Genomic DNA, 15,350 nt, shown 5'->3' with positions numbered 1-15,350 from the left:
CAGCAGTGATCCGGGAGACAGCCACAGATCCGGAATAGACAAGAAACAGCAACGGGCGGGGCATGGGCAAGGGGGAGCGATGTCCCAGGGGAGATGGAGAGGCCGGATTCTCCCCTGTCATGGGCCCGATGCACGTGTTCGACCAGGATTCCGGGCACAGATCGAAATGTATATCGAGCGTAAATCCAGTGCCCTGCGGCACATGAGACCGCCAGGCCGAATTTCCGCCCACCGAAACGCCGCTTCCATTTGCCAATTGCGATTTCCTAGGTATTCTGTCCTGCTCCAACGGCGACACGAGAACGGCAAACCGAGTGCAAGCTCGGGACGCAAAGCCACGGGCCCCTTCGGGGGTAGCCGAGCTACCGAACGTCGCTCAAAGCCCCGATCTTTCGGGTCTGTCGTCCGAGGAGCGCCGTGAATCCCCTTCGGGGGCTTCATCTCGGATGGAAAGGACTTGATCGGTCGGTGGGAACGTTGCTGTTCCTCATCTGCCCTCCGGCCTGGACTCGGCTCACTCCGTTTCCAGGTCGGCACCTACCCTCCCCAGGCGCGATCCAGCGCCCCGGGAACGGTGGGGCGCATCAGCCCGATCCTGTCATTCGGAGTCCACCAGGACTCCCAACGCAAAGATCCCATGCTGAATAGCCTCACCCACACCGCCAACGCCCACCCAGCCATCGAAGGCGGAGTCATCGTGCTCCTCGCCTCCACGATGGACGAGGGCGCCTGCGCTGTGCGGCTGGCTGGATCCAGCCTCGGATCCGAGCAAGGCGTCCAGGGGCCTCGCCCACTGGACGAGCTTCCGGCTCGCGGTCGCCAGAGCGACTGCGTCGACGGAACCATGAAGGGCCCAGCGGTTCTCGGCTGCCTCGGTGGCGGAGTTCCGATGGTGAGGCCTGCGCGTGTGGGGATATGCGCAGGTTCTCGAATGGAGGAGTGGACCCTGAGGTCGCTGTGGGGACAGCGTCATGGCCTCGGGTCCCAACGAGAAGGAGACGTGCGCCTCGCCGGGGATTGGGAATCCTCTGCACCGGCTGCACCTCGGGTCGCTGGCTTCGGCCGGGGACCGAATCGTCGGGGGGAAACCACCGCGTCTTCGGGCGCTGTGTGATCGACGGTTCCCGCGCGCAGCTTCGGCGGCGCTCGGTTCCGAGAAATCTTCGCGGGAGGCCCGAGCTTTGGCTCGGGCCTCCTTTTTTTTCGTTCCGATTCCTCGCGCCACTCGCCGGCGCGGAGACTCTCAGTAGCCCGACTCGATCACGCTGCGGTCGTCTTCCTGGTTGACCCGGAAGCGATCTTGCAGACGGTCGATCAGTCGCGTGTGAATCTTGCAGACCCTGGACTCGGAGAGTCCCGTCAGCTCACCGATCTCGCGCATGGGCATCTCTTCCCAGTACTTGAGGTAGACGATGCGACGCTCCTGGTCGGTCATGCGCTGCGAAGCGAGCTGGAGCAGCTCATCCCTGGAGAGCTGATCCCCGGGGGTCTCGACGCTTCGATCCTGGACGATGTCGAGCGCGCTGACCTGGGATCCCCCATCATCGCTGCCACTCTCCCCCGACGGCATGGACCCGCTCGGCGTACCGGGCAGCCCCACGCCGAAGGTTTGCTGATACACGTCCAGCGCGAAGCCCATCGCCGAAGCGATCTCCCCGTCACCGGGCTCGCGCCCGAGTTCACGGCGAAGGTGCTCGACCGTACGCTTCTGCTGCTCGATCTTCTGGCGCCAGGGGCGCGGTAGCCAGTCCTGGGACCGCAGCTCATCGAGGAGAGCTCCCTTCACGCGCAGCTCGCAATACGACTCGAACCGCACACCGCGCTCCGGATCGAAGCCATGGATGGCGCTGATGAGCCCCATGTTCGCGGCGGTCACCAGATCTCCGCGATCGACGGACCTCGGCAGCCGCGACCCGAAGCGTCGAACGATCTGCGCGATCAGTCCCTGATACCACTCGACCAGCGAGTTGCGCGTCTCATCGCCTGGGACTTTGAAAAACTCGTCCCAGAGCCGTTTGGCTTCTACAGCCTTGAGCTCCGCCGCGCTGGCGAGCGGCTGGGCATCCGGGGATTCCTGATCGGAAGACAACGGCGAAAGGAGTTCGAGGAGGGTGCGGTGGCGAGGTCAGTGGAGAACGGAGGGCGACAAAAACCGCCCTCCGCTGGGTCCTTCGTACCGATCCGAGGCCATCGGGATCAACTGCCTCGTCCCATGACCTTGACGATTGGCGCCATGGAGGCGTCGCCCAGGTGTCCCAAACCCGCCCCGATAAGCCAATAACGGCCGAGGATGAGGGTTTATGCATGATCCGGATTTGCCCGGCCCCCGTGAGATTTTCGAGCATTTTTGCCCCCGAAACACGGGCTCCCGGGCAGGCCGCGTCCGGGCTCTCATTCCGCTCGATCGTGCGGCGCGGTGTCCTCGGCGTACCCGAGTCGAGCCATGACGGACCTCTCGGCGAGGCGCATGGCCAGCCGATCCTCTTCGGAGTGGTCGTCCATACCGCAGAGATGGAGCGCGCCGTGCACGATGTAGAGAGACAGCTCTCTCGCCGCGGAGACCTCCCGACGCGCGCTCTCGTCCCGAGCGCGATCCGCGCTGAGGTAGATCTCCCCTTCCGGGCCGCGGGGCACGTCGGCAGGAAGATCGTCGTCGGCAAGGTCGAACGTGATCACGTCGGTTTCCGACGGGTCTTCGAGGAACTGCCCGTGCATATCCGCGAGGGTCCTCGCCCCCACCACCACGAGGTCGACGGCAGCTCCCGCTCGCCCCCCATGTTCGAGCGCAGCTTCCAGCGCCCGCAGCGCTTCCGCCTCCGAGAGAAAGGGCTCACCCGCCTCCTGCGTCCAGGTGAACGAACTCAACCTCAGTCCTCGCGACCGTCTTCGCGCGCCTCGCGATCGACGGGTCTCGGCCCGGACTGCCCGGCGCGCTCGGGCCCCATTTCGTTCTTCTCGTAGGCGCGCACGATCTTCCCGACGAGCGGGTGCCGAACCACGTCCGACGAATCGAACTCCACGACCCCGACCGCGTCAAGCCCCCGAAGCCTTCGGACCGCGTCGCTGAGCCCGCTGCGCTGCTGCTTGGACAGATCGTTCTGACTCGGGTCGCCGGTCACCACCATGCAGGAGTCCTCGCCCAGTCGGGTCAGGAACATCTTCATCTGGCTCACCGTCGTGTTCTGGCCCTCGTCGAGAATCACGAACGCGTTCGAGAGCGTTCGACCGCGCATGTAGGCCAGGGGCGCGATCTCGATGACCCCCGCCTCCTCCAGTCGCTCGAGGTCCTCCGGTTCGATCATATCGCGGAGCGCGTCGTAGATCGGACGCAGGTAGGGGTCGAGCTTCTGCTGGAGGTCACCCGGCAGGAACCCGAGGTGCTCGCCCGCTTCGACCACAGGACGCGTGATGATGATGCGGCGCACGCGCCCCTTCCGGAGCCGCTGCACGGCGGCCGCCACCGCCAGATACGTCTTCCCGGTACCTGCCGCGCCCAATCCGAAGACGAGATCGTGCTTCTCGATCGCGTCCATGTAACGGCGCTGGTTGTCGCTGCGCGGCTCGACGCCCCGCGGACGAAAGCGAACCGAACCCGGACGATGGGACCCCTGCCAGCGATTCGTAGGGCCGGCACCACTCAGTGACCCCATTCCGCCGGAGCGACCGCTCCCGTTCGTGTTCCTGTCCGCCCCAAGTCGGGTCGAGCGGCTTCCACCGCTGCCTCCACCGGTGCTGCCCCTGGCGCTCTCGGCGGTCTGAACCGTCCGGTCGAGCAAGATCGCCTCGATCTCACGTACCCCGAGCTCGCGCCCCTTGCGCGCTTTTCCGAGGAGGTGCTGAATCCGCAGCGAAGCCTCCTGGATTCCGTCCTCTTGCCCCTTCAGACGCAGGTTTCCACCCCGCGCGAAGATCTCGATATCGAGGTCCTGACGCAAGAGGCGAGCGTACCGGTCGTACGGACCGAGGATCAGTATGGCCTCCTCGTGGGAGCGCAGCGGAATCGTGAGTTCAGGCAAGGACGTCGTCAGGGTTGCAGAGCGCGGGACTGGAACAGGTAGGGCCAGAGAAGTGCGGCGACCGGTGCCGACAGGATCAGGCTGTCGATGAGATCGAACATGCCACCGGAGGGGCCGAAGGTGGTCCCCGAATCCTTGAAGCCCGCGCGACGCTTATAGGCGCTCTCGAGGAGATCCCCAGCCTGCGCGAGCAGGTTCACCGCCGCGCCGAGCGCTGCGCCCGAAACGAGACCGTACCGGGCGCCATCGAGGACGCCCATCTGAACGAACAGCGCCCCCACGAGAACGGCGGTGATGAGGGAGGCATTGCAGCCTGCGACGGTCTTGCCTGGACTGATGCTCGGGAAGGGCTTCCGCTTGCCCATCAGGTTCCCGAAGTAGTACCCCGCGATGTCGCCGATCTTCGCGAGCCCGATGTACGCCGCCAGCCCCGCCGCCCCGCCGGCGAGCCGGATGGGGTACAGCGCGAGCAGAGGCAGCGCGACGGTGACGAGCAGCAGCACGGTGGAAACGGCCTTGACGGGAGGCTTCGTTCCCGCGCGGGCGTGTCGCACCGTCGTACGGAACGTCAGGGCTGCCAGCGGCAGGGAGAGGCCTGCAATGACCAGGAACGGGTTCGAAGCCAGCCCTCGCGCTGCCGCGCCCACGGCATCGGGTTCGAGCACCTGCATGGCGGCGAAGCCGATCGTGGAGAGCGCTGCGACGACGAAGCCGAGCGGCGACAGGAAGAGCCCCATGCGCCTGACCTCGACGAGCGACCAGAGGGAGAGGACGACCCCCAGCCCGAGCGTGATCTGGGGACCTGGCCCGAGCGACGCAGCGTACAGAAGCCCCGCGACGACGACCGCGAGTCCACCGCCGACCTTGGTTCGCTGCACCACCTTCTGGCGCCGGGTCATTCCCTGCGCTTGGTCTCCTGCGCCCTTCGCCTGGTCTGCTGCGCCCTTCTCCTGGTCGCCCGCGACCGGCTGCTCGAACTCCGAGGACGTGTCCGCGCCGCTCATGCGGATTGGGCCCCCGCCGACGAGCCCGCTCCGAGCGCTGCGTCTGCCTCCTCGTCTGCCTCCTCATCCGGCGCCGACTCCTGCGGTCCGTCGTTCAGGAGTCCGCCGAACTTCCTCTTGCGGCCCGCGTAGGCGCGCAGGGCCTCCTCGAACTCCTTACGCCGGAAGTCCGGCCAGCAGACCTGCGTCATGTAGAACTCCGCGTAGGAAGCCTGCCAGAGGAGGAAGTTCGAAAGCCGCATTTCGCCAGCCGTGCGGATCACCAGGTCGGGATCGGGCGTGCCGGGGTCATACAGGTAGCGGCGCAGGGTGTCCTCGTCCACGTCCGCCTCGAGGAGCGTCCCCGAGGCCAGGTCACGGGACATGGCCAGCGCGGCATCCGCGATCTCCGTGCGTCCGCCATAGGAGAGCGCCAGCCGCAGCGTCATACGGCGATTCCCCGCCGTGAGCGCGATGGTCTCCTCCAGCGCACGGCGCGCGAACCGCGGCAGGTCCTCCATGCGCCCGATCGCCAGCAGCCGGATGCCGTTGTCCATGAGCGTCTTCCGCTCTCGCCGCAGGTAGAGACGAAGGAGCCGCATCAGCGTCGACACCTCGAAGTCAGGCCGCTTCCAGTTCTCGCGGCTGAACGCGTACAGCGTGAGGCTCTTGATACCCAGCTTGGCAGCCGTCGTCGTGATCTCTCGCACGGAGTCCGTGCCTTCCTTGTGCCCGCGGACCCGCAGCCAGCCACGCTCCTGGGCCCAGCGCCCGTTGCCGTCCATGATGATGGCCACGTGCTCGGCGAACGGACCCTTCAGCGAATCGCGGAAGGCCCGCGCCTCTGGAGTCAGGTCCCCCACCGCGCTACCTGGAGCGCCGCCGACGGGACGAACGCCCCCCGGGATTTCGCCCGACGCCCCGGTCACGACAGCGCGCCCTCCGGTGCCGCAGCCGCGCGGGCCTTCGCCGACGCTTCCCAGCCATCCCCGAAGATGGATCCACGAACGATGTTGGCTCCGCGATCTGCCCCGACCGAGACGAGAACGATCGGCACTCCGATCAGCTCCTCGACTCGCTCCACGTACTTGCGCGCGCCATCGGGCAGCTCGCCGAAGGAGCGACAGTCAGAAATATCCTCGGTCCATCCGGGGATGGCCTCGGTCACCGTTTCGATGCCGTCGAGGGACGCGAGGTGGGCCGGGTACTCGGTGTAGGTGTCCTCTCCGCACCGATAGCTCGTCACGATCTCCAGGTCACCGAGCCCCGCCAGCACGTCGAGCTTGGTCATGATCCAGCCTTCGGCCCCGCAGAGTTCCAGGCCGTAGCGGACGGCGACCGCGTCGAAGAAACCGGCGCGCCGCGGACGACCGGTCGTCGCCCCGTACTCATGGCCGGCGGCCCGCAGGCGCTCGGCCTCGGCCGCATCCTTCATCTCGCTCGGGAAGGGCCCTTCACCGACCCGCGTGCAGTACGCCTTCGCGATCCCGATCGGACGGCCCACCATGCTGGGCGGCACGCCTGCGCCCGAGGGGATCCCCCCCGAGCCGGTGCTGGACGACGTCACGTACGGATAGGTGCCGTGGTCGAGGTCAAGCATGATTCCCTGGGCGCCCTCGAAGAGGATGCGTCGGCCGTCACGATACGCCTGACGAAGAAGCGCTCCCGTGTCCGCCACGAAGGGACGCAAGCGCGCACCGAGTGCGCTGTAGCGGTCGACCAGTTCGTCCACCGGGAGGGGCGGCTCCTCGTGCACGCGCTGGATCAGCGCGTTCTTCTCGGCGAGGTTGGCGCGCAGACGCTCGGCGCAGCGCACGGGGTCGAGGAGGTCGCAGATCCGCAGGCCCGTCCGAGCCGCCTTGTCCGCGTAGGCGGGCCCTATGCCGCGGCCGGTGGTGCCGATGCGCCCCGACCCCTTCCAGCGCTCCGACAGCCCGTCGATGTGCTTGTGCTGCTCGAAGATCACGTGGGCGTTGGCCGCGATCTTCAGGCGATCCGGGCCCACGTGGACGCCGCGCTCCTTGAGCCCATCGAGTTCCCCGAGGAGCTTGACCGGATCGATGGCGACGCCGGATCCGATGATGTTGAGCTTGCCCTCGTGGAGAATCCCCGAGGGGATGAGGTGCAGAACCCATTTCTCGCCGTCCACGACGACGGTGTGGCCCGCGTTGGCCCCACCTTGGTAGCGCACGACGAGGTCGACGCGGTCACTGAGAAGATCGATGATCTTGCCTTTTCCTTCGTCGCCCCACTGGGCTCCAAAGACGCTGAGTGAAGGCATGAAAGGAGGGGTCGCTTGGCGGAAGAGAAGTGGGCGTCACGAAGGCCACCCGGCGGTCCGGGCAGCAGGGGGCCACGATCATACAGGTGGGAGGTCTCCGTGACCCCCACCTCCCGGGGTACGAACCTCGAATTCAGCGCCGGCCGGCAGGTCGAGCGCTGCTTTCGGATCCAGCGTCCGGGCTGGCTCACCCGGAGGCTGCACCGATGCGGTGCCCAGGCTGCCCCGCTGTCCGCCCTGGAGGCCGTAGGGCGCCTGGCGCTGGCGCTCTCCCATCCAGGCGAGGCGAACGTCGACGAGAAAGCGCAGCCGCCGCACGATTCCGTCTCCTCCGGCGCGCGCCCCCTTGCCTCCGCTGTCCCGCCGCACCGTTTGACTCAGCACCCGAACCGGCATTTCGGTCTCCAGCGCCTCGATGGGCGTGTTCCGGGTGTTCGTCATGTGCGTTTGCACGGCGTGCGCCCCGGCGAAGCGGGGGCCTGCGCCTGCGCCCCCTCCATGGGTCTCGTAGTGCGTGAAGGATCGCCCGGACGCCGTGGTGCCGCCGAAGGAGAGGTTGTTCATCGTCCCCGCGCTTGCGGCAGGCACGTCCAGGGGAAGCATCCGGGCCATCGCGCCGAGGATCACGTCCACGAGTCGCTGGCTCGTCTCGACGTTGCCCGCGGCCACCGCAGCAGGATAGGCGGCGTCCACCACCGTGCCAGGCGTCGTCAGGATTTCGACGCGCTCCAGGATTCCAGCGTTCGTCGGCGTGCCCTCGGGCAGCAGGAGGCGCAGGCAGTAGAAAACCGCCGACACGGTGACCGCGCGGGTCGTGTTCACCGGCGCGCCATCCATGGCCTGGGCGGCGGAATCCCTGAAGTCGAAGACGAGGCGCTCGCCGTCGGACAGGAGAGCCAGCCGCAGCGGCAGGAGTTCGCCCCGACCGTCAGCTCCGCCCTCCAGGACGTCCTCGAAGCGCCATGTGCCGGGCTTCAGGCTGGCGATCCGGTCCTTCGTGAGGGACGCCGTCCAGGCGACGAGATCCCGGGCGCGCGCCGTGAGTTCGGCGGCCCCGTGCTCCCGCATCATCGCCCGCAGGCGCACGACACCCGCACGACTGGCGGCAAGCTGCGCGAGGAGATCGGCGCGGCGCTCGGCCGGAACCCGGACGTTGGCAAGGAACATCTCCAGGAGATCCTGGTCGATCGTTCCGCGCCGGACGAGCTTCACGGGCGGCATGCGGAGCCCCTCCCCGTGGACGTCGCGGGCGGGCGCCATCGAGCCAGGAAACGCACCGCCGACGTCCGCGTGGTGAGCGCGCGATACGCAGTAGAAGAGCGGCTCCGGATCCTCGCCCGCGTTCATTGCGTCGGGATCGAACACCCCTTCCACCGACGTGATGTCAGGAAGGTGCGTCCCGCCGTCGAAGGGATCGTTCAGGAAGACGACGTCCCCTGGCGCGAGCCGATGCCGCGCGATCGCGGCCGCGACCGAGAGCGGCGTCGCGCCGAGGTGAACCGGCAGGTGCGCGGCCTGCGCGGCCATCGCGCCATCGGCGGTGAAGATCGCGCACGAGAAGTCGAGGCGCTCCTTGATGTTGACGCTGAACGCCGACCGCTGAAGCGATACGCCCATCTCCTCCGCTGCGGCGGCGAAGAGATGATGGAAGACCTCGACCTTCAGCGGGTCGAAACGAACCTCTTCCGACGCCTCGACCATCACCGATCCTCGTCGGGGTAATCGAGGACCTGGAGCGGCGCGTTGTCGATCACCTCCCACGGCACCAGCGGCGTGATGAGAATGTCGTCTTCCGACTGACGGCGCCAGATCACGGTACGCACGATCCGGACCAGGTGCTTACCCGACCGGAAGTACTCCTCCTGTTCGCGGCGCGAATCGAACTCGAGGCGCTCCTGGGCCTCCGAGGCGGTCGAGATGCGCGCGGCAAGGATGATCTCGAAGACGTCGCTCGTCACCTGCAGGCGATCGCGCACCTTCGTCTTCTCGGCCTCGAGCAGTCCCTTGAATTCGAAGACCTCCTCCAGCTCGTCGAGCGAATCGAAGATCTGCTTGGGGAGGATCTCCTCGCCGTACTCATCGAGCATCGGCTCGGGCTCGACCTCCTCGACGCCCTCCTCCTCGCCCTCGATCGGATCCTCCTCCATGTTCCGGTACTCGAGGATCTCGTCCCAGAGCCGGTAGCTGACGTCGCGGCTCTCCAGCAGCGAGGCGAGCACCGCGAGCGGCGCGGTGTTCACGTTGACCGCGAAGCCTCCGGAACCCTGGGGGATTCCTTCGCCTGGCTCTTCGGTGCCAACGGTAGGTGAGGTGAAGATCGTCAGGAACGACTGGATCCCGTGGATCCGCGTATCGTCCGTGTCGAAGAAATCGCGGAAGAGGTCCTCGGAGAACGGCTCCAGAGCGCGGAACTCCGCGAAGGAAAGGGGCAGCGCTGCTTCCTCGTCCTCGGAGCTTTCGGTGAGGAGCCGTGGGCGCGGCAGGTCGGACGACGTGCGCTTCCGCATGTGCTGGCGCATCGCATCGGCCATCTGCTCGGCCTCCGTGAGCCCGATGTCGTAGTCGGTATCACCCCGCGCCTTGTCGAGGATGCGAACGACCGTGGCGTAGGCTGCGTCCGCCACCTCCTCGTCCGGGTTCAGCATGTTGAGAACGTTGTACTTGCTGTTCTCGTCCCGGATCATGATCCGAATCTGGATGTCCTCGAAGTTGGTCGACTGGGGTGTGTACCAGCTGTCCATCTGGGAGTCGACCGAGTCGGGGTTTCGCGCGGGCTCGCCGGGCTCTCCGGTCGCGGCGGCAGGATCCGTGGCGCCCGCCGTGGGATCCTGGCCGCCACCGCCCGGAGGCGCACCGCTGTCGGCCTCGGAGGCCATCGCGGCCCGCCCGTCCTCGGCGAGGTCCTCGTAGACCTGGAGCATGGCCGATCGGATGGCCAGGTCCATCTGGGAGCGAGTGATCTCGTTCCGTGAGATCCGCGCATCCGACTGGGTGACGGTGTAGATCTGGTAGACGATCGCGATGATGACGATCAGGACCAGGAAGGCGAGGAGCAGCGCGGCGCCCCGCTTGGAGTCATTCGCCTGGCGGAGTCGTGGATGGAAGGTCTTCAAGGCTCCCAGAGGATACGGACTGGGTCCGCCGGTCTTCCCGAATTCCGACCGGCCTGTCGCAGGAGGCTGTCGCAGGAGGCTGCCGGAGCAAGCTGCCGGGGCAGGCTACAGGCCTCTCCGGGGAAGGGAATCAGAACGGCGAGTTGAGGTCGCTGCCCTCGAGGATCCGCGGCCGGATGAAGAACAGAACGTTGGACTGCTCCTTGCTCGTGATCTTGCTCCGGAAGAGCGTGCCCAGGAGGGGGATGTCGCCGAGGAGAGGCACCTTACGCACCCTGTCCAGCGTCCGCTCCGAGATCAACCCGCCGAGGATGACGGCCTGGCCGGGCTCGAGGCGAACGATCGTCCGGGCGTTGCGCTTGGAGAGCTGCGGCACCTCGACGTCGCTCCCGCCGAAGTTGAAGCTCACCGCGGTTCCCGTCGACTGCGAGGCCTCGATGTCGATGTTCAGGATCACCGTGTCGCGCCCGATCACGCGCGGGATCACGTACATCTGCACACCGATGTCCTGGAACGTCAGCTTCAGGTTCGGCACCCCCGAGGCACTGATCGCCGACACCTCGTAGAACGGGATCCGGGTGACGTTGACGATGTCGGCGCGGGCGCCCTCGCGAACCGCCACCTTCGGACGGGAGATGATCGAGACGTTCTCGAACGCCGAGACCGCCTCCAGCACCGCGTTGAACGTCACGCCGTCGAAGACCGCGCCCAGACCGAAGAGGGTCTCCGACACATCGACGGTGTTCTCGAAGGAGAAGTCGATGCTGTTGATGAACGTCCCGGGGTTCGGAAGCCCGAAGATCGGCGTGCCGTCACCGAGCGGCTTCACGCCGAGGTCCAGCGATTCGCGCGTCGTGACCTCGACGATCTTCGCCTCGATCTCGATCTGCCGCACGTCGGCCGCGAAGAGATCGATGAAGTGCTCGATCTCGGCGAGCTGATAGGCCGCTGCCGTCACGAAGAGGACGTCGCTGAGTGGAACCGCCTCCGGCGACCGGAGCTGCGGGCCGCGCGGGTCCGAATAGGCCTCGACGGAGAATCCCAGTCGCAGGTCCAGGAGCACCGACCCCTCCGGCTGGGGCCCCAGTCCGTCGGGAACAGCTCCGTCCAGCACCGCGGCGTGGATCGGCACGACGGAGTACGACTTCAGGAGACTGAAGATCCTGTCGCCGGTGCCCGCCGGGAACGTGTACGGCTTCATGATGAGCCGCTCGGTGTCGCCGTCACGCAGGGGATACCAGACGATGCTCTTGCCGAACTCCAGGTACGGGTTGATCGTCGGCTCCGGCGGGAGTTGCACGGGAGTCGAGGCGTCGACCAGCTCCCCGAGCAGATCGAGTTCGTCGATCGGCTCGCTGGCCTCGGACTCGGTGCGCTCCGACGTCGCGCTCGCGACGAGATCGTTGCCCTCGCCGCCGCCGAGGTCCCGGTCGATGCGAACGCTGCGCCGCTCGTCGGAACCGAGCTGAGGCTGGTCCGCATAGGACTCTGCCACCTTCCGGAACGAGTCTTCGTCTTCCAGGAAGTCATCGATCCCCGCGGGCTGATTGCGACCGCGCGAGATCAGGTCCTCGAACATCGTCTTCGCCCGCCGATCCTGATCGGGGGTGTCCTTTCCGCCGAAGACGCAGCCAGAGGCTGCGACGGTGAACATCAGTGGGAGGAGAGCACGGTTCATGGGTGGAGGCTGCATCTTGGAAAGCAAAACGCCGCCAAACAATGGCGGCGTCCTGCGTTCGTTCGATTCGTGACATCGGCCCGGCATGGCCGAGTGATCGTGCTCAGAGCTGCCGCTTCACCTCATCGGTGATGTCGTCGACGGAGCGCTTGTCCCGCCGCTTGATGTCCTTCCAGACGCTGCAGTGCCCCTGGGAGGCTCGCACGGACTCACAGGCCTTCAGGACGCGCGCCCGCGCCTTCGTCATCAGGGTGATTCCCTCGGAAGACGTCGGATCGATCTTGTCCTTCTGGATCTTCCTGTACTCGTCCGTCGCCTCGATCAACGAGTCGTAGTCCACGACCGCCGGATTCGTGAGCTGACGAGGCTCATCCAGACCGCAGATGTTGTCCGACTTCTCGACGATATAGGGCGTACCACGCCCATCGTCGACCGCCGGAGCCATGAACACGCCGTCATACTCGGTCTGCGCCGCAGAGGAGCCCGCTAGGTCGACCGACTCACTGGCTTGAATCGTCGAGGTCTGAGCGGTGCTTGCGGGCACCTGTACATGGCCGAGGGAGAGCACGGCGAGGAGGCTGAGTAGAATCTGCACGATCAATGGTTCGAGCTGGGGACAACCCGTTTCGGGCGCCGTCGGTCAGCGCGTCGCGAAATGAAGCTTTCGTTATAGGGGCTTTCGTCAGGAATCCCTACGTGTCTGCTCATTTCCTTTGTGAATCCTGGATAAGCCCCGATCTGACTGGCACATCAAGCCAAAGAAGCTCTCCAGGAAAGCGCACGCCCCGGAATGAGACGAACGCGCCCGCGTCCCCTGGCGGGGAACGCGGGCGCGTTCTTTCGTGAGACGGAACCGGCGAGCCTTCGCCGGACCGCCCCGAGTTACCTCCGGAGGGAGCGCTGATCACCCCCGAAGGGAGCGCAGGTCACCCCCGAAAGGGGCGCAGGCAACGATCAGCGCGCCGAGGAACGGCGACGCGAGCGGCGGGGCCTGCGTGCGCCACGGTCGTCGCCGCCGCGGTCCTCGCGGTCACCCCGGTCACGGCGCGGACGATCGTCGTCGCCCCCATCGTCGTCACCCTTCTCCTCGTCGGAGCTCTCGGCCCCTTCGAGCGTCGCCTTGTGGCTGACCTTGATCTTCCCGCGGTCGTCCACGTTGATGATGATCACGTCGATCTCGTCACCGACGTTCACCACGTCCGTGACGTTCTCGATGAAGCCCTCGCCCAGTTCGGAGATATGGCAAAGCGCCTCGACGCCCGGCAGGATCTCGATGAACGCGCCGAAGTCACGGACGCTCTTGACCGTGCCGTTGTAGCGCGAGCCGACTTCCGGCGTCTCCATGGTGGCGGAGATCGCGTCGCGGCACTTCTTCACCTTCTCGGCGTTGGTGCCATAGATCTGCACGTTGCCCTCGTCATCGACGATGGAGATGCGGACCTCGTAGTCAGCCTGCATCTGACGGATGTTCTTGCCACCCGGGCCGATCAGGAAACCGATGCGATCGCTCGGGATCTTGATCGTCTCCATGCGCGGCGCGAACTCCGAGACCTCCGCCGACGGTGACGGAACCGCCTTCAGCATCTCGCGGAGGATGTGGATCCGGCCGACACGAGCCTGCTCCAGAGCGGCGGACAGAAGCTCACGGCTCACGCCGGTGATCTTGATGTCCATCTGGAGCGCGGTGATCCCGACGCCCGAACCTGCGACCTTGAAGTCCATGTCGCCGCAGTGATCCTCGGATCCGAGGATGTCCGAGAGGATCGCGGGCTCATCGCCGTCGGACACGAGGCCCATGGCGATACCGGCGACCGGCTGGGACAGCGGAACGCCCGCGAGCATCATCGCGAGGCAGCCGCCGCAGACCGAAGCCATCGACGACGAGCCGTTGGACTCGGTGATGTCGGAAACGATTCGGGTCGTATACGGGAACGACTCGCGCGACGGCATCACCGACGTGAGCGCGCGCTCCGCGAGCATGCCGTGGCCGATCTCGCGACGACCCGGGCCCATGATGCGGCGGGTCTCACCGACCGAGTAGGCCGGGAAGTTGTAGTGCAGGTAGAAGTTCTTCTTGTACTCCTCCTCCACGCCGTCGATGACCTGCTCGTCGTCGGGCGTACCGAGCGTGGCGCTGACCATCGCCTGGGTCTCGCCGCGCGTGAACAGAACCGAGCCGTGCTGGCGCGGGTTGAAGTTCGGCGCGATCGTGATCTGGCGAATGTCGTCCCACTTGCGGCCGTCCACGCGGCGTCCGCTGAGAATCGCGGCGCGCTCGCAGTGCTTCTTGAGGTCGCCGAAGAACTCCTTGATGTTCTTCGTCGTGTTCTTGAGCTCTTCCTCGGCCACGCCGCGGGTGAGGTCTTCGATCACGCGATCGCGGACCGAGCTGACCGCCGCGCCGCGCTCGTGCTTGCCGTCGGTCAGCATCGCCTTCGAGAGGTCCTTCTCGTAGCGGAAGACCTCGGCGCGAAGCCCCTGGTCGATGCTCGGGGCCTTGAACTCCATTTGCGGCTTGCCCGCGCGATCGACGAGCTCGTTGACGAGGTCCACGATCTGCAGGATGACCTCGTGGGCCTCCGTCAGCGCGTCGATCATCTCGTCCTCGGTGAGTTCCTTGGCGGAGGACTCCACCATGCAGATGCCGTCTTCGTGGCCGGAGACCACGAGATCGAGGCGGCTGTTGTCACGGCGGTCCTTGTCGTTCGGGAACGCGACGAGCTTCCCGTCGATGTGACAGACGCGGATGGCGCCGAGGGTCGTCTCGAAGGGCAGACCCGCGATGCGGATCGAGGCGAACGCCGCGATCATCGCGACGACGTCGGGGTTGTTCATCCCGTCGTACTGCATGACCGAGGTCATGACCTGCACTTCCGACTTGTAGCCGTCGGGGAACATGGGCCGGATCGAGCGGTCGATCAGGCGCATCGTGAGGATCTCTTTGGTCGTCGGGCGCCCTTCGCGCTTGAAGAAGCCGCCGGGGATCTTGCCCGCCGCTTCGGTCTTCTCGCGGTAGTCGCAGACGAGCGGGAAGAAGTCGATGTCGTCGCGTCCGGCGCCGGCGGTCGTTGCGGCGAAGCAACGGGTCTCGCCGAGCGTTGCGATCACGGCGCCACCGGCCTGACGGGCCACCTGGCCGGTCTCGAGGGTGAGCTTCTTGCCTGCGATCGTCGCTTCGACGCGTGTCGGTTTCATGGTCATGTTGTGTCTTGTCTTGTCTTGTCCAGTTTTGGTGATGTTCTCTTTGCGCTCTTCCGGTCCCGGACTCCGCGTCACGCG

At 66.4% G+C, this 15,350-nt stretch carries 11 protein-coding genes and 1 riboswitch; all 11 genes read right to left on the bottom strand.

All coding sequences use genetic code 11. The annotated features are described in order from the left end of the window. Positions 1 to 294: 294 nt before the first annotated feature. Positions 295 to 370, top strand: a riboswitch (cyclic di-GMP riboswitch). 873 nt (positions 371 to 1,243) lie between these two features. Next, complete coding sequence (locus Poly30_RS10135; RefSeq protein WP_145196853.1) at positions 1,244 to 2,089, bottom strand: sigma-70 family RNA polymerase sigma factor; 846 nt, start codon at positions 2,087 to 2,089, stop codon at positions 1,244 to 1,246. 302 nt (positions 2,090 to 2,391) lie between these two features. Then, positions 2,392 to 2,865, bottom strand: a complete 474-nt coding sequence (ybeY, locus tag Poly30_RS10130; protein ID WP_419191211.1) for an rRNA maturation RNase YbeY — start codon at positions 2,863 to 2,865, stop codon at positions 2,392 to 2,394. A 2-nt stretch (positions 2,866 to 2,867) separates the two neighbouring features. Further along, positions 2,868 to 4,016 carry a PhoH family protein gene (locus tag Poly30_RS10125; protein WP_419191210.1) on the bottom strand — a complete coding sequence of 383 codons (1,149 nt, stop codon included), beginning with the start codon at positions 4,014 to 4,016 and terminating at the stop codon, positions 2,868 to 2,870. A gap of 8 nt (positions 4,017 to 4,024) precedes the next feature. Further along, entirely contained in the window at positions 4,025 to 5,020 is a 996-nt protein-coding gene (locus Poly30_RS10120) for a phosphatidate cytidylyltransferase (protein ID WP_145196849.1), read from the bottom strand. Continuing rightward, positions 5,017 to 5,928, bottom strand: a complete 912-nt coding sequence (uppS, locus tag Poly30_RS10115; protein ID WP_419191209.1) for a polyprenyl diphosphate synthase — start codon at positions 5,926 to 5,928, stop codon at positions 5,017 to 5,019. The genes Poly30_RS10120 and uppS overlap by 4 nt, the downstream gene beginning before the upstream one ends. After that, on the bottom strand, positions 5,925 to 7,280 hold the full coding sequence (locus Poly30_RS10110) for an adenylosuccinate synthase (protein WP_145196847.1): 1,356 nt from the start codon (positions 7,278 to 7,280) through the stop codon (positions 5,925 to 5,927). The genes uppS and Poly30_RS10110 overlap by 4 nt, the downstream gene beginning before the upstream one ends. Before the next feature lie 78 nt (positions 7,281 to 7,358). Next, the gene (locus tag Poly30_RS10105; RefSeq protein ID WP_145196845.1) at positions 7,359 to 8,981 is read right to left on the bottom strand and encodes a hydantoinase B/oxoprolinase family protein; all 1,623 of its coding nucleotides are present in this window, start codon (positions 8,979 to 8,981) and stop codon (positions 7,359 to 7,361) included. Next, positions 8,981 to 10,393, bottom strand: coding sequence for a type II secretion system protein GspK (locus Poly30_RS10100; RefSeq protein ID WP_145196843.1), 1,413 nt, complete (start codon positions 10,391 to 10,393; stop codon positions 8,981 to 8,983). The genes Poly30_RS10105 and Poly30_RS10100 overlap by 1 nt, the downstream gene beginning before the upstream one ends. Positions 10,394 to 10,523: 130 nt before the next feature. Further along, on the bottom strand, positions 10,524 to 12,071 hold the full coding sequence (locus Poly30_RS10095) for a type II secretion system protein GspD (RefSeq protein WP_419191208.1): 1,548 nt from the start codon (positions 12,069 to 12,071) through the stop codon (positions 10,524 to 10,526). A gap of 103 nt (positions 12,072 to 12,174) precedes the next feature. Further along, the gene (locus Poly30_RS10090; protein ID WP_145196839.1) at positions 12,175 to 12,666 is read right to left on the bottom strand and encodes a hypothetical protein; all 492 of its coding nucleotides are present in this window, start codon (positions 12,664 to 12,666) and stop codon (positions 12,175 to 12,177) included. Between the two features lie 359 nt (positions 12,667 to 13,025). Further along, on the bottom strand, positions 13,026 to 15,266 hold the full coding sequence (pnp, locus tag Poly30_RS10085; RefSeq protein ID WP_419191207.1) for a polyribonucleotide nucleotidyltransferase: 2,241 nt from the start codon (positions 15,264 to 15,266) through the stop codon (positions 13,026 to 13,028). Positions 15,267 to 15,350: the final 84 nt, after the last annotated feature.

The sequence above is a fragment of the Saltatorellus ferox genome, assembly GCA_007751475.1.
Lineage (GTDB): Bacteria > Planctomycetota > UBA1135 > UBA1135.
Note: the sequence above shows the minus strand (reverse complement) of the source record. Positions and strands in the feature narration are given on the sequence as shown.